This is a genomic window from Hyphomonas sp. ske169 (assembly GCF_056850855.1).
Map to the genome: position 1 here is coordinate 986,687 of NZ_CP096146.1, position 22,252 is coordinate 1,008,938.

Sequence of the window (22,252 nt, forward strand, 5' to 3'; positions counted from 1 at the left end):
ACGTCAAGCCATAGCGGCATTTAGGATCCATGCATGAGTTAAGTTTTGCGCTTCAGAAATTTCAGTCCGGACCAATCTGAATCGACCGCGCAGACTTTCACATCAACCCAGCCTGTGCGCAGAATGTGATCGCGCAGGTCTTGCTCGGTCAAATCATAGAACAGTGGACAGCTTTTCTTAGGCCATGACATCCAAATCATGCCACCAGGTTTTACGCTTTTAATTGCGCGGGCAAACAACGGCGCAATATCCTTACGTCGCGCACAGAAGACGTGAACCAAGTCGGCGGGCGCAGCGCGCTGGATGATCCGCACGCCATCCGCCCCTGCGATCAGAGATCCATACTCAGCTGGACCGCGGATAACGAGACATGTCATTCCGGCTTTCATTCCAAGCTTTTGGTAGAGCGGCTTTCCTGAATATCCTGCGGGAATCGCCATTAAGCCTCCGCCAACCGCGATTGGTATTCCTGTTCAAGCGACAAAAAATGGTCCCAAAAATCGCGTCCGTTCTGGCCACTCAATATATCGCCGAGAATATCGAGATGTGTGTGCCAACCCGCTGATGCACCCGATTTGTATTCAGATGTGACCAGCTTCTCATGCCGAAGGTGAAGCCGTACCCCGTCATCGATCTCGGTCAATTTGATCACCACTTCTGTGGGCTTATCGGCTTCAGCGGATGGCCAAGAAAAAGCGAGGTGGTGCGGCGGATCATAGACCCTGACCTTACCGATCATCCGATGATCTCCTCCGCCCTCATGGCTTGCTGGGGTTGGGTGTTTTGAGAGATTTGTGTGGTCGAAGTGGAAGACGATATCGCCGCCAATTTCGGGCGATACGTCACCGGCGCAAAGCCATTTTTTGCGCAATTCTGATTGGGTTAGATAGTCCCAAACGCGCTCGATCGGGCCTGGTAGATCGCGGTAGATCTCCAAAACCGCACTCTCTGGATAGGTCACGTAATCACCCATTTGCATCATCCTCTTGTTTTAAAGCTGTGGCCAAATCATCAAGCGCCGCGCTCCAGAACGCCGCATGTTCGTCGAGCCATCGCTGCGCTTCTGTCATTGCGCCCGGCTGTAAGTGGCAAATGCGTTCCCGCCCCTGCTTTTCTCGCCGGATGAGACGGGCGTCTTCCAAAATGCCGAGATGTTTTGATGTGGCGGCGAAACTGATCGCAAACGGCTCTGCCAGCGCGCCAATTGTTTTTGGGCCGCTGCGCAGGTCTTCCAGCATGGCGCGCCGCGTCGGGTCAGCGAGCGCGCGAAACGTTTGATTTAAGACATCGATATATTCAACCATACGGATGAATATACACGGCTCAGATTATTATTCAACCATAAAGTTGAATTATGCATTGGCGAGCATGTCTTCACTCATCGCCCACAGCCGATCGGCCTTCTCATCGTCGCAGATCCATGGCCGCGCATGTTCCCAGCGCTGGCTCTCAGGACCCGCGAGCTGCGCAATGTCGCAGTCTTCGCAATACTCCCCGCCACGGCCTTCGAGTTGCGGTGAGGTTGCCGCCCAAGTCGCCGTCGAGGCGCCCTGCTCTGGCGTCTTGAACATGGCTTGGATGGCAGGCGGGATGGTGCCATCTGGATTCATCCAGCCGAGCGCTGCCATTTCCTCAACGCTCAGATGACGCTGCAAGGGCGTGAAGATACCGCCCGGATGGACCCCAAACGCTGTCACCCCAAACTCATCCCACCGGCGGTCAGCACCTAGCGCAAACAAAGCATTCGCAGATTTTGCCTGCGCATACGCGCCCCACTTATCGTACTCACTCTTCTCATAGTGCGGGTCATCCCAGTTCACATCGCCGCGAATATGCGCGGTCGAAGACAAAGCAACGAGCCGCGATGTGCCAGCCTTCTTAAGCGCTGGGAGGAGCCCCTGCGCGAGCGCCATATGTCCGAGATGATTGACGCCGAACTGACGTTCCCAGCCAGGCCCGACGCGCGCTAATGGGCAAGCCATAATGCCTGCATTATTGATCAAAATATCCAGCGCGCGGCCGCTGCCCACATAGTCATCGGCGAATTTTCGGACTGACGCGATATCTGCCAGGTCCATGCTGGCAACTTCAATTTGGCCGTCAACTTCGGCCAGCGCGTCTTTCGCCGCATCTGGTCGGCGCGCCGGCACGGTGACGTTTGCCCCTACCCCTGCCAAGGCGCGAACTTCCTCAATCCCGATGCCGCTATATCCGCCGGTGACGATCACATTCTTACCGCTTAGATCCATGCCTTTGACGACATCGGCTGCAGGCGTTTTCGCCGCAAAGCCTGATCCGATGGGTTTTTGATTTTCTGCTGACATGGGAATTCTCCGCTTTTTCTTTACGGTGGCAGCCAAGAGACTGTGTGGCAAGACTCGACAGAAAAGCGCCGCATTCTTAGTTATCTTGTTACACATGAAACAGAATTTGGAGCGGTTTATGCTGGTTAGGCTTTTCGCCATTTTTCTCGCTGCGGCCATGATGAGTGGCGCCGCATCCGCTCAGTTTGGCAAGCCGCAGCCAACGCCCAAGAACGCCGATGAGTACTTTGCCGAGCGCGCGATGCGGGATGCCGCGCGGCTCACCTTCGGGGCCGAGGGGCGCGATGTGATCAAACCCGCAGACGGCGTTGATTTGGCCCGGGCTGAACGGCGGATGGAAGAGGCGCTGGTGATCTTTGAGAAGCTATGCACTGACCGCAGCCTACCGCAGGACCAATGGGCCCGGAATTGTTTCTCGCTTGGCGAAATGCACAGGCGGGGCAATGGCACCGTGCAAGATTATGCAAAAGCCAAGATCCATTATGACGCCGCCTGCCTTGAAGGTCGCCACGCCGGCGCTTGCATGCAGCAAGCCTATACCGCTCAAAAAGGCGATGACGGCGAGATTGATCTCGATCACGCGCGCGTACTGTATGAGCAAGCCTGCAGCCTCAACGACCCGGGCGGCTGCGCTGGGCTAGGGAATATGATGTATATGGGATTGGGCGGGAGCCGCGATCGGCCGACCGCCACTCGGTTGCTACAAGAGTCCTGCGCCAAGGAATATGCCTGGGCGTGCACCCGTCTTACGGAGTACGGGTTGCCGACCCGCCTCGATCGGTTCTGATCCACCGCCTTGCTGGTTCTGTAAAATTAAGGCACTCCTAATGTCATAATTGGGAGGCAAGAAATGCGTATATGGATGACGGTGCTCAGTGGAGCGCTTTTGGCGGCTTGTGGCCAAGACTCAGGGATTGCGCCAACACCGGAGCCGTCCGCGGCCGCGATCGAAGCGGGCCTCCCGACGCCGGGCACCGCCACCGAAGCCACCAAGCAAGCCAACGCGTCCCTCGCTACTCGCCTCGATCTGGCGCCCGGATCGGATGGCGAAGACGCCCGCCGCGACCGGTTATCTTATATCGAAGATGAAGCCATTCTCGCTGCGGATGGCTCGGTGGTTTGGGCGATCCCGCAATTTGAGTTCCTCGACAGCGATGCCCCAGAAACAGTGAACCCATCTCTTTGGCGCCAATCGCAGTTGGCATCGCATCATGGTTTGTTCAAAGTGATGGACGGCGTCTACCAAGTGCGCGGCTATGACCTCTCGGTCATGAGCGTGATTGAAGGCGAAACCGGCTGGATTCTCGTCGACCCTCTGACTGCCACCGAAACCGCGGCTGCGTCCTTAAAGCTTGTCAATGACACGCTGGGTGAGCGCCCCGTGACCGGCGTGCTTTACACTCACTCCCATGCTGACCATTTTGGCGGCGTGCGCGGCGTGATCTCTGACGAAGACGTTGCAGCAGGTGTGCCTGTGCTTGCGCCAATTGGATTTTCTGAGAACGCGGTGTCTGAAAATTTGATTGCTGGCAACCAAATGAGCCGCAGGTCCACGCTCATGTTCGGCAACACTTTACCGCGTTCGACCACCGCCCATGTCGGGTCAGGCCTAGGCCCTGGCCTGCCAAATGGTACAATCAGCCTCATCTTACCGACTGAAGAAATTGAAGGTCGCGGCACGGTTCGCGTAATTGACGGCGTAACCTTCGAGTTCATCGATGCCGCGGGCACCGAAGCCCCCGCCGAGTTCATGTTCTATCTGCCCGAAAAGCGCGCGCTGTGCACAGCAGAGGTCGCCACCGCCACATTCCACAATGTCCTCACACCGCGCGGTGCGAAAGTCCGTGACGCCCTGAAATGGAGCCGCGCGATTGACTATGTGCTGGCAGAATATGGTGAGACCAGCGATGTCGTCTTCGCGTCACATCATTGGCCGACTTGGGGTCAGGAAAATGTCGCCGATTTCCTCGCAAGCCAGCGCGACATCTACCGCTATGTCCATGACCAAACCCTGCGCAACGCCAATGCGGGCGCGACCATGGTGGAAGCCGCTGAGGCGGTTGAGGAGCCCGCCTTCCAAGCCGATGATTTTGCAACCCGCGGCTATTACGGCACGCTCAATCACAATGCGAAAGCGGTCTACCAGCACTATTTCGGTTGGTGGGGCGGCGTTCCAGCCAACTATAACCGCCTCCCTCATGAGGTCACCGCCAGCCGCTATGTCGATGCGATGGGCGGGGCAGACTCGGTTTTAGAGATTGGCCAGAACGCGTTTTCGACCGGCGATTATCGTTGGGCCGCGGAAGTGTTCAATCATCTCGTGTTCGCGCAGCCAGAGAACCAAGAAGCGCGCGACTGGCTCTCGGCCACCTATGAGCAGCTTGGCTTCCAGGCAGAGAGTGGCGCCTGGCGGAGCTATTATCTCACCGGCGCGGCGGAGCTGCGGCGCGGCCTTCCGAATGTTGGCGACCCGCAACTTGGCAATGCGGATTTCTTGAAAGCGGTACCATCGATCGATTTGTTTGACGCCCTCGCCGCGCGTTACAATCCGTCCAAAATCGACCGAGACCCGTACTCGATCGTCTTCGAATTCACAGATACCGGAGAGACGATCACGCTCCTGGTCGAAAAAGCTGTCATTGTGCCTCGCGAGGGCGCTGCCCAGGATCCCGCAGCGACGGTCACGATGGATCGCTTAGATTTTGATCGCCTGATCTTAGGCGAGGCTGGTCCGCTTGGATTGGTCACGTCTGGGAAGATGAAAATTGGCGGTAAGCGCGGCGCGGTATCGGCAATGTTTGATGCGCTCGATCAGCCGGAGTTCTGGTTTAACACGGTTACGCCGTAAAACGGGCTAAGAAAACTCGCCTATGGCGCGAATATTGCTTCTCATTCGAGATAATCGAAGGGAAGCAATATGAAACGCCTCATCAGCACTAAATTGTTCCGCCGTGACACGAAGCGGGATCGAAATGAGCGCACAATTCTCGAGCATGGCGATCCGGTGACGATCGAACGGTCGCGAGAGCTGCTGGCCCGTCGCCGTTTGCAGCGCCTTCCGGAAGGACATCCAGCCGGCCTCTAATCGCCGTCCCAACCGAACACGTCTTCGAGCCCGACGCCAAACACCCGGGCGATCCGAAACGCGCTTTCTAAGCTCGGTGAGTATTTGCCTTGCTCAATCGCGATCACAGTCTGACGCGTCACACCAATTTCCTTGGCCAGTGCCGACTGGCTCATCTGATCCTTCGCTTCGCGCAACTCTTTGACGCGATTGGTAATCGGGGGTCGCTTGGCCATATCAATAGGCCCGATTGTAATTGAAGACGTGCAAGAAGCACATCACAGCTTCGCCAATCATGAGCGCGCCGACCAGGCTATGAAACAGCAAGTCGCCATTCTGATGAAACAAGAAACCCACCAGCGCGAAATATCCGCCGATACTCGTGATGTAGCTGGTCGCGGCGAGCGATTTCATATTCACGAAACGATCTCGCTCATCAAAACCACCGACTGTGTCTGGATCTTCGGATCGACGGGCTTCCATACTTCCGAGCGCAACAAAACTTCCCACCGTAATGATCGTCACAATGACAAGATACGTCCCGAACGTCGCCCAATTCGCCGGAGCGATCTGGCCCAACACTAAAGACTGTTGCCAGACGAAGTAAAAATAGCCAGCACCCGCGAACAACACGGCTAACCCGGTCGCAAGATAGCCCTTTTCCCAAAATGACATGGCTTAAACTCCTCGCCGATAATACAATATGGTCAGCGCATATTCAGCCAATTGGCTGAGCGTCAGCGCACCGATCAAGCTGTGAAACAGCAAATTTCCATCGCCATTCACGGCGAAACTAAACAGAGCGCACAGAGACAGTGCGCCCATCAACAAGCCGCCGAGATTACCCGCGCGCCAGACAACCAAACGGTCTCGTTCATCCTCAGGCGCTTCGGCGTCCATTGGATTGCCGAGCGCTGCCACGGCGTGCCCAAAGATCGCAATTGCGATGATAATAATCACGCCGACTGCAAGGCCGAGCACGTTTGGCGGCGGAACTTCGCCAGCCGCCTGCCAGATCCCGAGAACAGACCAAGCATAGAACACACCCGCTGCAATCAGCGCCACGCACATGACCCACGCTGATTTTTCTTTGAACGTCATTCGACGCCTCCTTGTGTCAAAAATCTTGTACACCACATGTGGTTAAACATATTTGACATGTCAAATATTTTTTACGCACACTAGCCAAAACGCCTGAATCCGCCTTTGACAGCAGCGCTCGGAGTGGTACCTCCCGGCCCTCAACTAAGGAGCCCGATCCATGAGTGATCTCCAATCGCTTGCAGAATCCGCAAAAGCCTGGCCGTTCGAACAAGCGCGCGCCCTGCTCAAACGCCTGCGCAATATGGAGAAACAGGGCAAACCGAAACAAGGACCCGTTGTTTTCGAAACTGGCTATGGCCCGTCTGGCCTGCCGCATATCGGGACCTTTGGCGAAGTCGTCCGCACGACGATGGTGAAAACCGCGTTCGAAACGCTGACCGGCGGCGACTATGAGACCAAGCTGATTTGTATCTCAGACGATATGGACGGCATGCGCAAAGTGCCGCCAACTGTGCCAAATCCTGAAAGCCTTGAGCCGTTCATGCAGAAGCCGCTGACGGATGTCCCGGACCCGTTCGGCACGCATGACAGCTATGGCGCGCATATGGGTGCGCGGCTCTGCGCCTTCTTGGACAGTTTCAGCTTTGACTATGAATTCTTGTCGGCAACCGATTGCTACAAGGATGGCACGTTCGATCCGATGCTGCTACGCGCACTGGAAAAGTTCGATGAGATTATGGGCGTGATGCTGCCAACCCTCGGGGCTGAGCGACAAGCCACCTATTCGCCCTTCTTGCCGATCTCCCCGACCACGGGCCGCGTGCTTTACGTGCCGATGAAAGCGATTGACCCAAAAGCCGGGACGATCACGTTCGAAGACGAGGACGGCACTGACGTCACCCTTCCCGTCACCGGAGGCAATACCAAGCTGCAATGGAAGCCTGATTTTGGCATGCGCTGGGCCGCGCTCGGTGTGGACTTCGAAATGTTCGGCAAAGACCACCAGGATAATGCGCCGATCTATTCCAAGATCACGCGCATTCTCGGCTGCCAACCGCCGCAGCAATATGTCTATGAACTATTCCTAGACGAGCACGGCACCAAAATCTCCAAAACCAAAGGCAATGGCATCGCGGTTGAGGAATGGCTGAAATATGCGCCGCAAGAGAGCTTGTCTCTGTACCAGTTCCAAAAGCCGCGTGTGGCGAAGAAGCTCTATTTCGACGTCATCCCGAAAGCCGTGGATGAGTATCTCACTTTCCTCGAGAAGTTCCCGAGTGAAGAGCCGAAACAGCAAATCGGCAATCCGGTTTGGCACATCCATGGCGGCAATCCGCCAGCAGAGACCTCGCCAGTTAGCTTCGCTTTGCTGCTCAATCTGGTGAGCGCGGCGAACCCTGAAACGCGCGAACAGCTTTGGGGCTTCATCTCACGCTATGCGCCGGAAGCATCCGCTGACAGCCATCCGCTTTTGGACAAGCTCGCCGGCTATGCGATGGAATATTATCGCGACTTTGTGGAGCCGACCAAATCCTATCGCGCGCCCGATGATCAAGAGCGCGCCGCGATGGAAGACTTGGCGAGCCGCCTCCGAGCCTGGGACGCGCCAGCTGATCAGGGCGAGCTGCAAACGCTGGTCTTCACGGTCGGCAAAGAGCATGAGTTTGAAAACCTACGCGGTTGGTTCCAGGCTTTGTACGAAGTCTTGCTCGGCCAAAGCCAAGGCCCGCGCTTTGGCGGCTTCATCGCCCTCTACGGTGTAGAAGAGACGGCGCAGTTGATCGAGGACGCACTCGCACGGTAGGACTAGGCTTAGTCGATCGGAGGGGTGCGATGAGTATGGGTCATGGAAATGGTGTCGACCGACGCGTCTTCCTCAAACTCGCCGCCGCATCTGCGTCCTTAACAGCATGCGCCCCTCGAGCCACCGCCTCGAAAAAGCATGTCGCCGTGATTGGCGGCGGCATTATCGGCACCTCCATCGCCTATCATTTGGCGACCAGCGGCGCCGCCGTCACGCTGCTCGAACGCGGCAAACTCGCTGAGCGTGCCAGCCGAGGAACGTTTGCTTGGATCAATGCAACATGGGCCAAGCAGCCCCGGACCTATCATGCACTCAACCAATCTGGTTTGGCTGGCTGGAAGCGTTTGCAATCAGAGTTAGACATCCCGGTGCGCTGGGGTGGATCGCTTGAATGGTTTCCGTCTGCTGAACGCCAAAGCCGCTTGGCAGAGCAAATTGCCGAACAAGTCGAATGGGGCGAGCCAGCAAAAATGCTCGACCTCGATGCCACCTCGAGGCTCGAACTCAATGTCGATTTTGGCAGCGCTGAAACCGTTGCCTTCTCGCCAAATGACGGCGCCGTCGATCCTGTCTTGGCGACAAGACGGCTGGCTGATGGCGCCCAAAAAGCTGGCGCGGTCATTCGAGAAGACTGCGCCGTTGAGAGCGTCGAGACATTGGAGGTCGGCGGGGTTGAGCTCACGACCTCGTGCGGGCCGTTGCAAGTCGATGATTTAGTCCTGGCCACCGGCGCCGATCCTGACGCGACACAGAAATTGGCCGGGATACATATTCCGCAGAGAAGCACACCCGGCGTGATTGTTGTGACCAAGCCTATGCCGCCGCTGATCAATCGCATCATTGTTGCGCCAGGCGTTCATATCCACCAGCGCGAAGATGGCCGTATCGTCTTCGGAGAGCAGGATGGGGCACCAGATACAGACGCTCATGCCGAACGCCTACGTGGCCGTCCGAACCGCTTTCCAGAGCCCGCTTTCGCCGAACAACACGCGCTTCGTATTCTACGGATCGCGGAACAATTTGTTCCCGGCATTCTCGCCGCTGAGATTGAAGATGTGTACATTGGTTGGCGCCCGCTGCCCGTCGACGGTCATCCAGTGCTTGGGCGCAGCCCGGCTCGATCGTCGGCCTATATCGCGATCATGCATAGCGGTGTGTCTCTTGCCCCGATTGTTGGGGAGCTTGTGGCGAAGGAAATTCTCACCGGCGAGCGCGCCGCGGGTATCGAAGACTACCGCCCTGACAGAGATTTCGAGATCGTCAGACGCTATTGAGCAAACGCTGTTTGAAACGGACTCCGTTTAACTTACCAGCTTCCGACTAAGGCTCCACCAACTCAACGTCTGGAAGCGCCCAGCGGCCCTCAAGAACCTCTTCTTCGGGCCAATAGATTCGAAGCAAAGTCTTGAAGTCACCCTCGGGCGCAGGCACCCAGTTTACCCCATCCGCGGCGGGTTCGGCGTTCGACAACAGAAATTCCAAAGATCCATCTGCATTGAAATTGAGCGCGTGATTGCTGCCAAGCGAGTAGCGATCAATCGCGTTCCGCTCCAAATAGCCTTCCGCGTCATAATTGGTAACAGACCAAAACGCGTTTGTCGGCGGCAGCTCACCCGCCTCAAATCGCATGCGATAGGTGTTTTGTCCGTTTAGCGGCGCCAGATTCGAATCAAGCTGCGTGACACCGTAAACCGCATCTTTCGAGATGTTCGTCCCCAGACCCCACATTGCCCAATAGGCGCGCCGTCCAAACTCTGTGCCCCAATCGCCCATCGCTGGATCGATATTGAACAGCCATTTTTCGGTTTGCGAGGTTCCTTCGTAAAACGCCTTTGAGTATTGCGCTTGTTTGGATTTTAATCCGGCCTCAAGTGCGGCTTGCGCGTCAGGGGCTAGATCAGAAAACCGTGACACCTGTCCAAAGACGATTCCCGCATTTTCCATCAGATCGACCATCTCTTGGTCGGCGACCGGACCATTGTTCTTAGCCCACATCGCGAAGAAAGTGTCATAGAATTCGGCGACATCCATGCGCAACGAATACGGGACAGGAAGGCCGACCTTTGCGAAGGTGAATTGCGGCGCGAAGCCTTCGAAAGGATCGACACCTGTTTGAAGCTCGTGCAGCGTCATCAGCTCGAACTGGTCCTGCAAAGCGCTCGCGTCCTGAGCATCTTCGGCGGAGTCTGCTTGGATCCGTCCGGTAATCCAAACCATATTGGTGGGGCTGGTAATCAATGTATGCCCCTCTGGAACCTCACCGATAAAGTCAGCATTTGCAATGAGATAGCTTTGCGCCTCCTGTCCCGTCGTCCGTGACCCCAAGCTTTCGAATGTATTGGTCCAGGCATCCAAGAGCGGCATCACATAGTAACGATCTCCCATATTCGGGATACGGAACACGACAGGCCCCTCGCTCAGATCGAGCCACCCGACACTGTACAAGGTGTTGCGATTACCGAGTACAACGGCGCGCTGTTCAGGCTGAGCCAGTCGCCGAAAGTGGATAAAGTGATTTGGGTTTGTGCGCGGCCGGATTGGCACTGTCAGCATCAAATCCTGACTGATCTTCATGATCACTAATGGATAGGCGTAATCGAAGATCGCCTCGGCCTCGGAAAGGGGCATTTGCTCGGAGCTGTTTTGCTCCGTGCTCGAAGGGGCGCTCGTTTCCGAAGACGTCTCCACGCCTCCGCACGCCGTAACAATTCCCAATAGAATGATCGCCGTTACACTCGCGAAAACCTTCATGCTGCCCTCCCATCGGCGCACTGCCCTAGAGATCTGCTTAGATCGCCGAAGCATGCAAGTCTACGCCACCAACCGCGCGAGCTCCCCGCACGTCGCGACCAGGCGTTCAATATCCTGCTCCCGCGAGAGCCGATGATCGCCATCCTTGATCAGCGAAAAGACGAGATCCTCGCTCTCCAAAGCCCCAACCAGTTTAAACCCATGTTCCCACGGCACGTCCGGGTCCTGCATACCTTGCAGGATCCGGATCGGCATTCCGAGCGCTATTGGGTCGTCGAGCAGTCCCCATTGCCTACCATCTTCTATCAGGTCGCGAGTAATCGGATACGGATCGCCATACTCAGAAGGCCGGAGCGTCTGCCCGGTCTCCATGATCTCCGCCTGCTGTTCAGGCGTGAATTCCGGCCACATCAGCTTTTGCGTAAAGTCCGGCGCTGGCGCAATCAGCACCATGGCGGCCACGCGGTCTTTCAGGGCGAGCGCCGATAAAAGCGCCATCCAGCCCCCCATGCTCGAGCCCACGAGCAGCAATGGCCCCGTCGTTAGCCCTTCAATCGCGGCAAGCGCATCCTCGCGCCAAGCGGAAATCGTGCCCTCTTCGAACGCGCCACCAGACAGGCCATGGCCGGAATAATCGAACGCCAAAAAGCCATGTCCCTGCGTTTTTGCCCAGGCTTCGAGCACGGTCACTTTCGAGCCGCTCATGTCGGATTTGAAGCCAGACAGCCAAACGAAGGTCAGTCCTGAGCGCGGCGCGGTATAGCGATAGGCCAATCGCCGCCCTTGTGGGGATACAAAGTCTTGGTGCTCCATGCCGCGCCTCCTTTGTGCATCTACTGCAACTGCTCGTCGCAGCTGGCAACTTCTTCATTCCAATCAGCGACCAAATCAGTCAAACTTCGGCCATGAGCGAATCAGCGTGGCCCGACCTTTCCGGTAAAACCATCCTACAGGTCATCCCTGACCTGGCGGCGGGCGGGGCCGAACGCACGACAGTCGAAATGGCGGAGGCGATTACCGGCGCTGGCGGGCGAGCCTTGGTTGCCACCAGCGGCGGGCGGCTAGAGAAAGCGCTGAAGACAGCCGGTGGCGAGTTGATTCACTTAAATGCTGCCAGCAAAAACCCCCTGATCATTCGTAAGAACACGCGTTTGATCGAAGCCCTGATCTCGGAACACGGGGTTGACCTCATCCATGCTCGATCGCGAGCGCCGGGCTGGAGCGCCTATGTCGCAGCACAACGCACGCAGACGCCCTTTGTGACGACCTATCACGGCGCATATAGCGGCCGCTCTGGGCTTAAGAAGCGTTATAACTCCGTCATGGCGCGAGGCGACCTGGTCATCGCGAATTCGGAATGGACCGCGGCGCACATCATGGATGTGCACGAAATCCCGCGAGAGAAAATTACTACGATCCCCCGCGGTGTGGATTTAAAGGCCTTCGATCCGGAAAACATCTCCCCCAACCGGATTGAAGATGTTCGGATGTCGTGGGGCGTTCCGAAAGACGAGCCCCGTCTTCGCCTCGTCCTGCCAGGACGCCTGACCAGCTGGAAAGGACAGGCCCTCGCCATCGATGCTGTGGGCGCGCTGGACGGCAATGAACGCGCGATGCTGCATTTGATCCTCACTGGCGACGCACAAGGCCGAGACAAATACGTCACCGAGCTCGAAGACAAAATCATCGCACATAAACTCGGCGGCACGGTTTCGCTTGCGGGGCACACAATCGATATGCCAGCCGCCTATGCGCTCGCCGACATTGTCCTTGCCCCGTCGACACGTCCCGAGGCCTTTGGCCGAGTGGCGGCGGAGGCTTCCGCGATGGGCAAACCTGTCATCGTCGCAGATCATGGTGGCCAGCGAGAAACCGTAATCGAAGGCGAAACCGGCACGCGTGCAGAGCCTGGCTCAGTCACCGCCCTGACAGCGTGCATTCGGACCCTGATCCATTTGCGCCCAGAGGCGCGCGCGGCTATGGGGGCGGCAGGTCAGGCTCATATTCGCGAAAATTACAGCAAAAAGCAGCTACAAACAGCGACCTTAAATGTTTATGCGCGCTTGCTGCTTAACAAAGCTTGAGTTGAAAAATGCCGCGATTAAGGGCATATTGTATACGCAAACACTGGCAACCATAGGAGATTAGCCATAGCCCGCAGACCATACGGCCGCCCTGAGCGCGCCAAACCTACCGGCCCTCGCACCAATCGCGACATTCGCGCCGCACGCGTCCTTCTCATTGACGAGAATGGCGAAAAACAAGGTGAAATGCCCATCGAAGCTGCCTTGGATGCTGCCCGTGAAGCCGGAATGGACCTCGTTGAAGTCTCTCCGAACCAAGAGGTCCCGGCCTGTAAGATCGTTGACTATGGCAAGATGCGCTATGAAGCGCAGAAAAAGAAAGCGGCTGCCAAGAAGAAGCAGAAGACGCAGGAACTGAAAGAGATCAAGTTCCGTCCGAATATCGACAATCACGATTACGAAGTGAAAGCGAAAAAGATCGCGGAATTCTTCGAAAAGGGCGACAAAGTCAAAATCACACTGCGCTTCCGCGGCCGTGAAATGGCGCACCAACATCTCGGCATGGAAGTTCTAAAGCGCGTCAAAGAAGAATTTGACGAGCAAATGAAAGTCGAACTCGAGCCGAAGCTTGAAGGTCGTCAGATGACAATGGTGATGGCGCCGCGCTAAATGCGTAAGGCGCACCGCCGGGGAGCGATCGTCGGTTTAGCCTTAGTTGGCATCTTCGCAGTATTAGCGGTGCCTTGGGTCTCAAATTACCGTGCCTGCAAATCGGGCGACGCACCTTTGCTAACCGCGTCATTCTGCCAATGCGTGGCTGTGAGAGCCTATCACACGCCGTTGATTACATCGGAATCCGAACGATCTGAATCATATCGCCGCGCGGGGTTATCTTGCACAGCAGATCATGTGCGATGGCGCAACGGCGAATAGCCTGAAGACTCAGCTTGATTTCCCACTTCTTTTGCGCTTAAACCCGCCCTTCCGCAGCGGCCGGGCCGAAAACGGCATGCCTGGTTGCTCTAAATGACTAACTTAAGAGCCTCGTGCTCGACAGGAGATCGAAATGCCAAAGATGAAGACCAAAAAGGCCGCTGCAAAGCGGTTCAAGATCACGGCTTCCGGAAAACTGAAGCATGGCGTCGCTGGTAAGCGTCACCGTCTGATCAGCCATAATGGGAAATATATTCGCCAAAATCGCGGCACTGAAGTTGTTGCGAAGGCCGATACCCAGCGTGTCATCAAAAAGTTTCTGCCGAACGGCCTGAAATAAGATCTGAACCGAATTTGTAGGAAGGAGCCTCTGATATGGCCCGTTCACGGAATAAAGTGCCCGCTAAGGCACGTCACAAGAAAATCCTTAAAGCCGCAAAAGGCTATCGCGGCGCGCGGTCGAAACAGTTCCGCACCGCCACAGCTGCTGTCTGGAAAGCCGGTCAGTACGCCTATGTCGGCCGTAAAGTTAAGAAGCGCAGCTTCCGCAGCCTGTGGATCCAGCGGATCAACGCGGCTGTTCGCGAGCATGATGAGAACATGACCTGTAGCCGCTTCATTGGCGGTCTTGGCAAAGCCGGGATCGAGATGGACCGCAAAGTCATGTCTGATCTGGCGATCAAAGAACCTGCCGCTTTTGGCGCCTTGGTGGAGAAAGCCAAGGCAGCCCTGGCTTAAAAGCCGGTTCACACCTTAGCATTTCTCCGCTAATCCGACCGCTTCAAGCGGGGTCGGAATGGCCCCGTTTGTCTTCAACAGACCAACGGGGCTTTTCATGTCCGACATTCAAACCATCGAATCTGAAGCGCTTAAAGCGATTGACGGCGCTAGCGACTTGCAAGCGCTGGATGCGGTCCGCGTTGCCGAGCTTGGCAAGAAAGGCCGCGTCTCTGGCCTAATGAAGACGCTGGGCCAAATGAGCCCAGAAGAACGCCAAGACATGGGCCCGAAGCTCAATGCCTTGAAAAACCGTGTCGCCGATGCCGTCGAAGCGCGCAAAACCGTGCTTGAAGATGCCGCGCTGGAAGCGCAGCTGGCAACTGAAAAGCTCGACATGACGCTGCCACCAAAGCCGGAACATGTCGGCGCGCTGCACCCAGTCATGCAAGTGTTTGAAGAAGTCGCGGCGATCTTTGGCGATATGGGCTTCGCCGTCGCTGAAGGCCCAGACATTGAAGATGACTGGCACAATTTCACCGCGCTCAACTTCCCTGAAGGCCACCCAGCGCGCGAGACCCACGATACGTTCTTCATGGCAACGCCAGAAGGCGGCGACGCGAAAGTCCTGCGCACACATACCTCGCCGGTCCAGATCCGCACCATGATGAGCCAGAAGCCGCCGATCCGCGTGCTGGCGCCTGGCCGGGTCTATCGCAATGATTGGGACGCCACACACACGCCAATGTTCCACCAAGTCGAAGGCTTGGTGATCGAAAAAGGCATTCATATGGGGCACCTCAAAGGCTGCCTGATCGATTTTGTGAAAGCCTTTTTTGAAGTCGACGATGTCGAAGCGCGCTTCCGCCCTCACTTCTTCCCGTTCACCGAGCCGAGCGCTGAGATGGACGTGAAATACACGAAGAATGGCGAGACAATTGAAATCGGCGCGGGCGACCGTTGGATGGAAATCCTCGGCTCTGGCATGGTGCATCCGAACGTGCTGCGCAATTGCGGTATCGATCCGGATGAGTATCAGGGCTTCGCCTTTGGCATGGGGATCGATCGCCTGGCCATGCTGAAATATGGCATGCCGGACCTCCGTCCCTATTTCGAAGCCGACGCCGCTTGGACCCGCCATTATGGGTTCAAACCTTGGCTCACGCCGAGCGTCAGCGGTGGCCTCAGCTAGTGGGCGACAGCCCAACATATGAAGGTCTGAAGACCTTTAAGTTTGGCGATAGCGCTGAACTGGCGGACCGTTTGGCCGCCTTGGTGGTGGCTGGCGTAAAAACAGGCACCTGTTCAGCGGCCGTCCATGGCCCCGACGCCGAGATCGGCGAGCGTCAGATCTGCCTCAATGGCGCCGGAACCCCCGTCTGCGAAATCGAAACTGTGTCGATGCAAACGCTGCCATTCTCTTCCGTCACGCCAGAAATGGCGGCGCTCGAAGGCGAAGGCGACCTCTCATACCGCTTCTGGCGCGAGGCGCATGAAGCCTATTATCGGCGCGAAGGCACTTGGACGCCGGACATGGACGTGATCTTCGAGACCTTCCGGGTCACGCGCATTCTAGATGACGCCTTCGCAAAAGCCGCACCTGCAGCCTTGAAAGCGGAACGCGATGAAGCTTTTGCCAAGGGGTTTGCGGCTCTGGGAGCGGATCATGGGTAACGGAAACAAGGTCGAATTCCTCGTCGCCATCTGCGCGTTGATCACGTCTGCCATGGCAGTTTATATGGCCTGGGACCAAGGCAGTGTCATGCGCGCGCAGCAACATGGCGCGGTCTACCCAGTGCTCCAAGTTGATGGCTATGTCAGCAACCGCGTCGACGTGACAGCAGTCGGGATCAAAATCACTAATAGCGGCGTTGGGCCCGCTTTGATCGAGTCGGCGGACTTCTTTGTCGGTGAGGAAAAGATCCAGTCTTTTCGCGGTGATCAGATTGAGCTCCCGGATGGGTTTGAGCTCTCCTGGTCAGCGGTTGTCGGACGGGCCCTCGCACCGGGCGAAAGCGTCGCCCCCATCGATATGATTTGGCCGGTTGGCGCTCTGACCACAGAAGATATTCATCAGATTAGCGAAGACGCGCAGACCTGGCGTTTAGAAATCTGCTATTGCTCAGTGTTTGAGCGCTGCTGGATCACCCAAAAAATTGGTCGCTCGCGAGCCGAACCCGTCAAGGCATGCGTGCCCCAACAGGACGATCTGTTTGAACAGATCGGCCTCGACAATTTGCAATCCGAATTAGACGCCATACCAGCCCAAGAGGCATCCGAATGAAATTCCCCCTTTCCTGGTTAAAAGACTATCTCGACACATCTGCATCCCTGGATGAGATCTTGGCTTTCATGCTGAAAGCTGGCCTCGAGGTGGAAGACGTCACCAATCCGGCTGAAGACTTGAAAGCTTTCACCGTCTGCAAGGTGAAAGCAGCTGAACCACACCCCGATGCGGATAAGCTTCGTGTCTGTACCGTCGACACGGTCGATGGCGAAAAGCAAATTGTTTGCGGCGCGCCAAATGCCCGGGCCGGAATGACCGCGATTTATGCCCCACTCGGCGCCTATATTCCTGGGCTTGATTTCAGCCTTGATAAGAAGCCGCGCAAAATCCGCGGTGTCGAAAGCTCTGGCATGATGTGCTCCACCAAAGAGCTGAATGCAGGCGAAGATCATGATGGGATCGCTGATCTCGATGACGCGATCAAACTCGGCACCCCCGCGGCAGAAGCGCTAGGGCTCAACGATCCTGTGATCGATTTCGAAGTGACCCCGAACCGTCCCGACTGGCTTGGCGTGAAAGGGATCGCGCGCGACCTCGCAGCGGCGGGCGCCGGAACATTCATCGACGACCCTGTTCGCAAAGTGAACGGGTCTTATGCCTGCCCGGTCACAATCAAGCTCGAAGATCCGCATGCCTGCCCAGTTTTCGCCGGGGCGCTAATCAGAGGTGTCAAAAACGGCCCCTCTCCGGACTGGCTGCAGGCGCGTCTTCTCGCGGTTGGCATCACCCCAAAATCGCTCCTCGTTGACGTCACCAATTACATCTCGCTCGATCGCGCCCGACCCTTGCATGCTTATGACGCTGCGAAGCTCACCGGGTCGATCTGCGCGCGTCTGGGCAAGGATAGCGAACATTGCGAGGCACTAGATGGCAAAACCTATCAAGTAAATTCAGAGATGTGCGTCATCGCTGACGATAGCGGCGTCATCGGCCTTGGCGGCGTGATGGGCGGTGAGAGCACGGCTGTAACGGATGACACCACAGACGTGTTCATCGAAAGCGCCTGGTTTGATCCGCTGCGAACCGCGCGAACCGGCCGCACGACGGGCATCATCTCAGACGCCAGATACCGCTTTGAGCGCGGCGTTGATCCAATGTCATGCGTGGAAGGCGTTCACCTGGCGCTTCGCTTGATCACAGAATATGGCGGCGGCGCAGCCTCGAAGATTTCGGTTGCCGGCGAAGCCCCGCGCCGAACTGACCCCGTCGAATTCTTCAAAGGCGATGTGGCCCGCTTAACCGGGCTTGAGATCAAACCCGCCATGATGAAAAAGATGATCAAGTCCCTCGGCTTCAGCATTGAAGACACTGGAGAAACTTGGCTTTTGACCGTGCCGAGTTGGCGATTTGATGTCGATCAAAGCGCTGATCTGGTCGAGGAAATTGCGCGCCTGGAAGGCTTCGACGCTTTGCCCACAGAATCGCTACCGGCCCTGGCAGGTGGCAAGCGGGTCGTAACCACACCGATCCAAGATCGCGTCCGAACGGCACGCCGCACGCTCGCCTCGCGCGGTTTCCTAGAAACCGTCACCTGGAGCTTCATGCCGAAGGGCTTCTCAGAGCTGTTCGGCGGCGGCGACGACGCCCTGACCGTGGCCAATCCCGTTGCCAGCGAGCTAAACCAAATGCGCCCAAGCATTTTGGGCAACCTGGCTTTGGCTGTGCAGCGCGGCGCCGATTATGGTGAGCGCGATCTGCGACTGTTCGAGGCTGGACCGATTTATTTAGGTGATGGCCCGAAAGACCAGCGCTCTGTGGTTGCTGGCCTTGTCCGCCCGGTCAAAGCTCGTCATTGGAACGCCGCCGAGGATTATGATGTTTATGCCGCTAAAGCAGACCTCTTCGCGATCTTGGAAGCCATCGGTCAGCCCCCTGCCCGTTTCCAAGTTGGCGATGTGCGCCAGCCGCATTGGCATCCAGGACAAGCGGCCAGCCTGAAACTCGGCCCGAAAGTGACAGTCGCCCATTTCGGCGCCTTACATCCGCGGGTGTTGAAAGCGTTGAAAGTTGATGGCCCGATCTATGCGTTTGAACTCAACCTCAATGCGCTGCCTCAAATGAAGGCGAAGACGACGAAGACCAAACCGGTGCTCAACAAAGCCGATCTCACGCCAGTCCGCCGCGATTTTGCGTTCGTGGTTAGCGAAGATACGGCATCCGGTGCGATCATCAAAGCAGCGCAAGGCGCAGATAAAGCGCTTATTTCAGCCGTTGACGTGTTCGATGTCTATCAAGGCCAAGGCATTGAGCCTGGTCAGAAATCAATTGCAATCGAGGTCACGTTGCAACCGCGAGGTGAAACACTCAAAGACCAGGACATCGAAGCGATTTCTGAGAAAATCGTCGCCGCAGTCGCCAAATCAACTGGCGGCGTGCTACGAGGATAGAGGCACAACGGAGAAGGACGAGCATGGTCACGCAACACGTCGTCACAGGCGTCGGCCTTCGCAGCAAACTGTATAGCCAATTGGAACCGGACGCTCGTCAGAGCACCGGCCTTTCCGTGCTCAACAGTTTTATCATTGCGCTGGTTCTCATCAGCTTTTTGGCGCTGGCGCTGGAAACTGAACAAACGATCGGGCCTGCCTGGCGGCAGGCCATTGATTATCTGAACCTCTTCATTGTCGCGATTTTTGCGGTCGAATATGCCGTGCGGCTTTGGGTGGCAGGCGAAGACCCAAGGTATCGCGGGGTCCGTGGCCGAATGCGCTATATGCTGACCCCATACGCGATTACCGACCTAATCGCGTTTCTGCCCGAGCTTTTGTGGATTGTCTTCACACCAGCTGGGGTTGGCGATGATGTCTTGATCGTCCTAAGAGTCTTGCGCTTGGCGCGCCTCGTCAAACTTGCCCGCTTTGTACCCGCTTTTGACGTCCTTGGCGCGACGGTTGCACGCGCTGGCACGCAGCTTTTGACCACGCTCGCAATGGCATTGGCGCTGGTCTACGTCTCGGCGGTTGCGCTCTATTTCATTGAAGGTGTGGGCGGACAACAGCAAGAAGGCTTCTCGTCTATTCCGCGCGCGCTTTGGTGGGCCATCGTCACACTCACCACAGTTGGCTACGGCGATGTTTATCCGGTTACGGCGTTGGGACGAGTGTTCGCCGCGATTATCTCGCTTGCCGGGATTGGTGTGGTTGCCCTCCCTGCAGGTGTGTTTGCTAGCGCATTCTCCGATGAGCTTCGCGAACGCGAGATCAAGAAATTGCAAGAGCGCGTGGACGAGGTTGAGTCCGAAGTCGACGAGCTTGAGAGCGAAGTTGAAGAGCTCGAAGCCGAGCGCGACCAGTCTCAAGTCTAGCGAAAAGACGCTTTAAGACGCGATCTGAAGCTTCGGCTCGGCGTCTTTCACAAGTTGCGGACGTCCTAGCCAATAGCCTTGAATGTGATCGGCACCGAGCACCGCAACACGCGCCGCAAATTTCTGGGTTTCGATCCCTTCCACACAAGACTCCAAACCAAGTTGCTTTGCCAAGCGGATCGCCGCCAGAAGGATACTCTTACTCTGTGCGCTTTGATCGGATTTGCGGACAAAACTCTGGTCGATTTTAAGCTTATCGAGCGGCAATGTGTCGAGCATCGACAAAGAAGAATAGCCGGTGCCAAAATCATCGAGCGCGATAGACATGCCTAAGCTGCGTGCCTGCTCCAAGATTGCGACATTGCGTTCGACATTGCGGAACGCAACCTCTTCGGTGATCTCGATGGTGATCGCGCTTGGCCCGACATTGTGGCGCTCCAGTACGCTCAGCAGCGTATCTAAAAAATCAGAGGCCAGCAGCTGCGCCGGAGATACATTGATCGCGAGTCTTAGCTCCCGCAAATCCAAATGCGCGAGCGCTTCATCAAGCGTGACCCAAAGGATTTCATTTAGCAGGCCGAGCTTCTCGGCGATCGGGATAAAGTCTTTTGGGCTCGGATCACGCTCAAATCCGCTATCGGTCCAGCGTGTCAGCAGTTCGTAGGCAACGATCTCGCGTGATTTTGCGTCCGCGATTGGCTGGATCGCCGCTTTGATTTGACCGTTTTGGATCGCGGATTTCAATTCCACTTCGAGGGTCGATGTCGCCAGCGCTGCATTGTCGATCCGCGGGTTGAAAATCGCCCAGTCTAAACGGCTGCCTTTGGCGCGCCGCATCGCCGTATCCGCCGATCTCAATAGGCCAGATAAAGACTGGCGCCGCGGATTACCTTCCGCATATCCAATCGATGCGCCAATCGTGATCAGTCCCGATTCCCATCGAATGTCAGAAACGATCATCCGGTGCAGATTAGACAACACATCGTCGATCGATTCAGCAGCAGCCTCCGGCGTTAAAAGAACCGCAAACTCGTCCCCGCCTAGGCGTGCAGCGGCTGCGACGAAGGGCACAGATCGGATACGGTCGGAGACAGTGCACAGAATCTGATCGCCGACGGAATGGCCATATTGATCATTCAGGGGTTTGAAATGATCCAGATCTACAAACGCAATCTGGATTGAACCATGCGCCGACCAAAGGCCTCGCAACTCGTCCATAAAGGCGCGGCGATTCATCAATCCCGTTAGACCATCCGTGGACGCCAGGGACTCTTTTTCGGAGATCAGCTCTAGCATCCGGCGGTCAGTCCGCGCCCGCGCAAAAGAAACGATACCGAGAGCAATGAACGAAAAACCAGAGGAGGCGGCCATCAACAAGGCATAAGCGTTTTGGTCGCTTGGCAACCAATTCGGCCCAATGTCCAATATGGCGAATTCACAAGTATAAAAATACACGCAGGCCGCTTGAACGGGCGCCATTGCAACTAGCAATTTATGATGCAGCGTGATGACCAGGAATAATGGAACAAAAAGCACCAAAGGAAAATCAAATGGTGCTGAATGATCGGTTACCGCTTCAATAAATGTGCCGACCCAGAACACTGCGAAAATGGCCAGCAATCCGGCTGTGAAAGCCTGTCTGATCCGATATCGGCGATACGCGCAGACGGTCATTGTCGTGAGCAGCACGGCGTAAATCGCCACTTCGCTAAACATCATAATGTTCGCGGCGCCTGAAAAAATATAGACGGCGCAAACGAAGAAGTTGATGAAAAGGCCCAAACCGCCCGTGCACAGCGCGATCAAACGAAGACGATCGGATACGCCCTGTTCCGCGTCGGTCTTATGTTCGTGTCCCACCTTCATGCGAGCACAGTACAAGACTAAGGTGAAAATCTATTTTTAGTTGAATTCCTAAATAAAACCGCACTGGTAGGCATTCATTAAGACAATGAGCCCTTAAAAAACCTGCCATTCGTGAGATCGCACGTAAGCCGATC

The 22,252-nt window shown here is 56.4% G+C and carries 24 protein-coding genes; 14 read left to right on the forward strand and 10 right to left on the reverse strand.

The features are described from left to right. Positions 1–38: 38 nt before the first annotated feature. From MY069_RS04705 to MY069_RS04720, 4 genes are read right to left on the reverse strand one after another with little or no spacing between them, the layout of a single operon-like run. On the reverse strand, positions 39–440 hold the full coding sequence (locus MY069_RS04705) for a DUF3052 domain-containing protein (RefSeq protein ID WP_482795920.1): 402 nt from the start codon (positions 438–440) through the stop codon (positions 39–41). Beyond that, positions 440–973, reverse strand: a complete 534-nt coding sequence (locus MY069_RS04710; RefSeq protein WP_482795921.1) for an SRPBCC family protein — start codon at positions 971–973, stop codon at positions 440–442. Before MY069_RS04710 ends, MY069_RS04705 begins: the two co-directional genes overlap by 1 nt. After that, complete coding sequence (locus MY069_RS04715; protein WP_482795922.1) at positions 966–1,304, reverse strand: ArsR/SmtB family transcription factor; 339 nt, start codon at positions 1,302–1,304, stop codon at positions 966–968. Before MY069_RS04715 ends, MY069_RS04710 begins: the two co-directional genes overlap by 8 nt. A 48-nt stretch (positions 1,305–1,352) precedes the next feature. Then, the gene (locus tag MY069_RS04720) at positions 1,353–2,324 is read right to left on the reverse strand and encodes an oxidoreductase (protein WP_482795923.1); all 972 of its coding nucleotides are present in this window, start codon (positions 2,322–2,324) and stop codon (positions 1,353–1,355) included. A gap of 118 nt (positions 2,325–2,442) precedes the next feature. Here MY069_RS04720 and MY069_RS04725 point away from each other — a divergent pair, with 118 nt between their 5' ends. The 3 genes from MY069_RS04725 to MY069_RS04735 all read left to right on the forward strand — a co-directional run bounded on the left by MY069_RS04725 (position 2,443) and on the right by MY069_RS04735 (position 5,409). Continuing rightward, positions 2,443–3,111 (forward strand): tetratricopeptide repeat protein, encoded by a 669-nt coding sequence (locus tag MY069_RS04725; RefSeq protein WP_482795924.1) that lies wholly within the window; start codon positions 2,443–2,445, stop codon positions 3,109–3,111. A 63-nt stretch (positions 3,112–3,174) separates the two neighbouring features. Then, a complete protein-coding gene (locus tag MY069_RS04730) occupies positions 3,175–5,172 on the forward strand; it encodes an alkyl/aryl-sulfatase (RefSeq protein WP_482795925.1) in 1,998 nt (665 codons plus the stop codon). A 69-nt stretch (positions 5,173–5,241) separates the two neighbouring features. Next, the gene (locus MY069_RS04735) at positions 5,242–5,409 is read left to right on the forward strand and encodes a hypothetical protein (protein WP_482795926.1); all 168 of its coding nucleotides are present in this window, start codon (positions 5,242–5,244) and stop codon (positions 5,407–5,409) included. Here the strand turns inward: MY069_RS04735 and MY069_RS04740 are convergent. Genes MY069_RS04740 through MY069_RS04750 form a run of 3 tightly spaced genes read right to left on the reverse strand, consistent with a single transcriptional unit; the run spans position 5,406 to position 6,489 of the window. Then, entirely contained in the window at positions 5,406–5,624 is a 219-nt protein-coding gene (locus MY069_RS04740; protein ID WP_482795927.1) for a helix-turn-helix transcriptional regulator, read from the reverse strand. The two genes, MY069_RS04735 and MY069_RS04740, sit on opposite strands and share 4 nt — an antisense overlap. 1 nt (position 5,625) lies before the next feature. Next, positions 5,626–6,063: a hypothetical protein gene (locus MY069_RS04745; protein WP_482795928.1), complete on the reverse strand. Its 438-nt coding sequence runs from the start codon at positions 6,061–6,063 to the stop codon at positions 5,626–5,628. A 3-nt stretch (positions 6,064–6,066) separates the two neighbouring features. After that, entirely contained in the window at positions 6,067–6,489 is a 423-nt protein-coding gene (locus tag MY069_RS04750; protein WP_482795929.1) for a hypothetical protein, read from the reverse strand. A gap of 160 nt (positions 6,490–6,649) precedes the next feature. On the opposite strand from MY069_RS04750, the gene MY069_RS04755 reads away from it, so the two are divergent. Further along, positions 6,650–8,236 (forward strand): lysine--tRNA ligase, encoded by a 1,587-nt coding sequence (locus tag MY069_RS04755; protein WP_482795930.1) that lies wholly within the window; start codon positions 6,650–6,652, stop codon positions 8,234–8,236. A gap of 29 nt (positions 8,237–8,265) precedes the next feature. Next, on the forward strand, positions 8,266–9,510 hold the full coding sequence (locus MY069_RS04760) for an NAD(P)/FAD-dependent oxidoreductase (protein WP_482795931.1): 1,245 nt from the start codon (positions 8,266–8,268) through the stop codon (positions 9,508–9,510). Between the two features lie 46 nt (positions 9,511–9,556). Here the strand turns inward: MY069_RS04760 and MY069_RS04765 are convergent, their stop codons facing one another. Then, on the reverse strand, positions 9,557–10,987 hold the full coding sequence (locus MY069_RS04765; RefSeq protein WP_482795932.1) for a DUF1254 domain-containing protein: 1,431 nt from the start codon (positions 10,985–10,987) through the stop codon (positions 9,557–9,559). 60 nt (positions 10,988–11,047) lie between these two features. Then, complete coding sequence (locus MY069_RS04770; protein WP_482795933.1) at positions 11,048–11,800, reverse strand: alpha/beta fold hydrolase; 753 nt, start codon at positions 11,798–11,800, stop codon at positions 11,048–11,050. 92 nt (positions 11,801–11,892) lie between these two features. On the opposite strand from MY069_RS04770, the gene MY069_RS04775 reads away from it, so the two are divergent. From MY069_RS04775 to MY069_RS04815, 9 genes are all read left to right on the forward strand, one after another. Beyond that, positions 11,893–13,071 carry a glycosyltransferase family 4 protein gene (locus tag MY069_RS04775; RefSeq protein ID WP_482795934.1) on the forward strand — a complete coding sequence of 393 codons (1,179 nt, stop codon included), beginning with the start codon at positions 11,893–11,895 and terminating at the stop codon, positions 13,069–13,071. A 66-nt stretch (positions 13,072–13,137) separates the two neighbouring features. Further along, positions 13,138–13,680, forward strand: a complete 543-nt coding sequence (gene infC / locus MY069_RS04780; protein ID WP_482796679.1) for a translation initiation factor IF-3 — start codon at positions 13,138–13,140, stop codon at positions 13,678–13,680. Positions 13,681–14,077: 397 nt separating this feature from the next. Further along, positions 14,078–14,284, forward strand: a complete 207-nt coding sequence (gene rpmI, locus MY069_RS04785; RefSeq protein ID WP_070960108.1) for a 50S ribosomal protein L35 — start codon at positions 14,078–14,080, stop codon at positions 14,282–14,284. Positions 14,285–14,319: 35 nt separating this feature from the next. Continuing rightward, entirely contained in the window at positions 14,320–14,682 is a 363-nt protein-coding gene (gene rplT / locus MY069_RS04790) for a 50S ribosomal protein L20 (RefSeq protein ID WP_482795935.1), read from the forward strand. Between the two features lie 97 nt (positions 14,683–14,779). After that, positions 14,780–15,853 carry a phenylalanine--tRNA ligase subunit alpha gene (gene pheS, locus MY069_RS04795; protein WP_482795936.1) on the forward strand — a complete coding sequence of 358 codons (1,074 nt, stop codon included), beginning with the start codon at positions 14,780–14,782 and terminating at the stop codon, positions 15,851–15,853. Beyond that, positions 15,853–16,335, forward strand: coding sequence for an ASCH domain-containing protein (locus MY069_RS04800; RefSeq protein ID WP_482795937.1), 483 nt, complete (start codon positions 15,853–15,855; stop codon positions 16,333–16,335). Before pheS ends, MY069_RS04800 begins: the two co-directional genes overlap by 1 nt. After that, positions 16,328–16,945, forward strand: a complete 618-nt coding sequence (locus MY069_RS04805) for a hypothetical protein (protein WP_482795938.1) — start codon at positions 16,328–16,330, stop codon at positions 16,943–16,945. Before MY069_RS04800 ends, MY069_RS04805 begins: the two co-directional genes overlap by 8 nt. Continuing rightward, complete coding sequence (pheT, locus tag MY069_RS04810; protein WP_482795939.1) at positions 16,942–19,335, forward strand: phenylalanine--tRNA ligase subunit beta; 2,394 nt, start codon at positions 16,942–16,944, stop codon at positions 19,333–19,335. The genes MY069_RS04805 and pheT overlap by 4 nt, the downstream gene beginning before the upstream one ends. Before the next feature lie 23 nt (positions 19,336–19,358). Next, complete coding sequence (locus MY069_RS04815) at positions 19,359–20,252, forward strand: ion transporter (protein ID WP_482795940.1); 894 nt, start codon at positions 19,359–19,361, stop codon at positions 20,250–20,252. Positions 20,253–20,264: 12 nt separating this feature from the next. Here MY069_RS04815 and MY069_RS04820 read toward each other — a convergent pair whose 3' ends face one another. After that, positions 20,265–22,118, reverse strand: coding sequence for a putative bifunctional diguanylate cyclase/phosphodiesterase (locus MY069_RS04820; RefSeq protein WP_482795941.1), 1,854 nt, complete (start codon positions 22,116–22,118; stop codon positions 20,265–20,267). Between the last annotated feature and the right edge of the window lie 134 nt (positions 22,119–22,252).

Excerpts from the sequence above, each read along its gene's own strand:
- MY069_RS04705 (WP_482795920.1), bottom strand. The coding sequence starts at position 440 with ATGGCGATTCCCGCAGGATATTCAGGAAAGCCGCTCTACCAAAAGCTT.
- MY069_RS04710 (WP_482795921.1), bottom strand. The coding sequence starts at position 973 with ATGGGTGATTACGTGACCTATCCAGAGAGTGCGGTTTTGGAGATCTAC.
- MY069_RS04715 (WP_482795922.1), bottom strand. The coding sequence starts at position 1,304 with ATGGTTGAATATATCGATGTCTTAAATCAAACGTTTCGCGCGCTCGCT.
- MY069_RS04720 (WP_482795923.1), bottom strand. The coding sequence starts at position 2,324 with ATGTCAGCAGAAAATCAAAAACCCATCGGATCAGGCTTTGCGGCGAAA.
- MY069_RS04725 (WP_482795924.1), top strand. The coding sequence starts at position 2,443 with ATGCTGGTTAGGCTTTTCGCCATTTTTCTCGCTGCGGCCATGATGAGT.
- MY069_RS04730 (WP_482795925.1), top strand. The coding sequence starts at position 3,175 with ATGCGTATATGGATGACGGTGCTCAGTGGAGCGCTTTTGGCGGCTTGT.
- MY069_RS04735 (WP_482795926.1), top strand. The coding sequence starts at position 5,242 with ATGAAACGCCTCATCAGCACTAAATTGTTCCGCCGTGACACGAAGCGG.
- MY069_RS04740 (WP_482795927.1), bottom strand. The coding sequence starts at position 5,624 with ATGGCCAAGCGACCCCCGATTACCAATCGCGTCAAAGAGTTGCGCGAA.
- MY069_RS04745 (WP_482795928.1), bottom strand. The coding sequence starts at position 6,063 with ATGTCATTTTGGGAAAAGGGCTATCTTGCGACCGGGTTAGCCGTGTTG.
- MY069_RS04750 (WP_482795929.1), bottom strand. The coding sequence starts at position 6,489 with ATGACGTTCAAAGAAAAATCAGCGTGGGTCATGTGCGTGGCGCTGATT.
- MY069_RS04755 (WP_482795930.1), top strand. The coding sequence starts at position 6,650 with ATGAGTGATCTCCAATCGCTTGCAGAATCCGCAAAAGCCTGGCCGTTC.
- MY069_RS04760 (WP_482795931.1), top strand. The coding sequence starts at position 8,266 with ATGAGTATGGGTCATGGAAATGGTGTCGACCGACGCGTCTTCCTCAAA.
- MY069_RS04765 (WP_482795932.1), bottom strand. The coding sequence starts at position 10,987 with ATGAAGGTTTTCGCGAGTGTAACGGCGATCATTCTATTGGGAATTGTT.
- MY069_RS04770 (WP_482795933.1), bottom strand. The coding sequence starts at position 11,800 with ATGGAGCACCAAGACTTTGTATCCCCACAAGGGCGGCGATTGGCCTAT.
- MY069_RS04775 (WP_482795934.1), top strand. The coding sequence starts at position 11,893 with ATGAGCGAATCAGCGTGGCCCGACCTTTCCGGTAAAACCATCCTACAG.
- rpmI (WP_070960108.1), top strand. The coding sequence starts at position 14,078 with ATGCCAAAGATGAAGACCAAAAAGGCCGCTGCAAAGCGGTTCAAGATC.
- rplT (WP_482795935.1), top strand. The coding sequence starts at position 14,320 with ATGGCCCGTTCACGGAATAAAGTGCCCGCTAAGGCACGTCACAAGAAA.
- pheS (WP_482795936.1), top strand. The coding sequence starts at position 14,780 with ATGTCCGACATTCAAACCATCGAATCTGAAGCGCTTAAAGCGATTGAC.
- MY069_RS04805 (WP_482795938.1), top strand. The coding sequence starts at position 16,328 with ATGGGTAACGGAAACAAGGTCGAATTCCTCGTCGCCATCTGCGCGTTG.
- pheT (WP_482795939.1), top strand. The coding sequence starts at position 16,942 with ATGAAATTCCCCCTTTCCTGGTTAAAAGACTATCTCGACACATCTGCA.
- MY069_RS04815 (WP_482795940.1), top strand. The coding sequence starts at position 19,359 with ATGGTCACGCAACACGTCGTCACAGGCGTCGGCCTTCGCAGCAAACTG.
- MY069_RS04820 (WP_482795941.1), bottom strand. The coding sequence starts at position 22,118 with ATGAAGGTGGGACACGAACATAAGACCGACGCGGAACAGGGCGTATCC.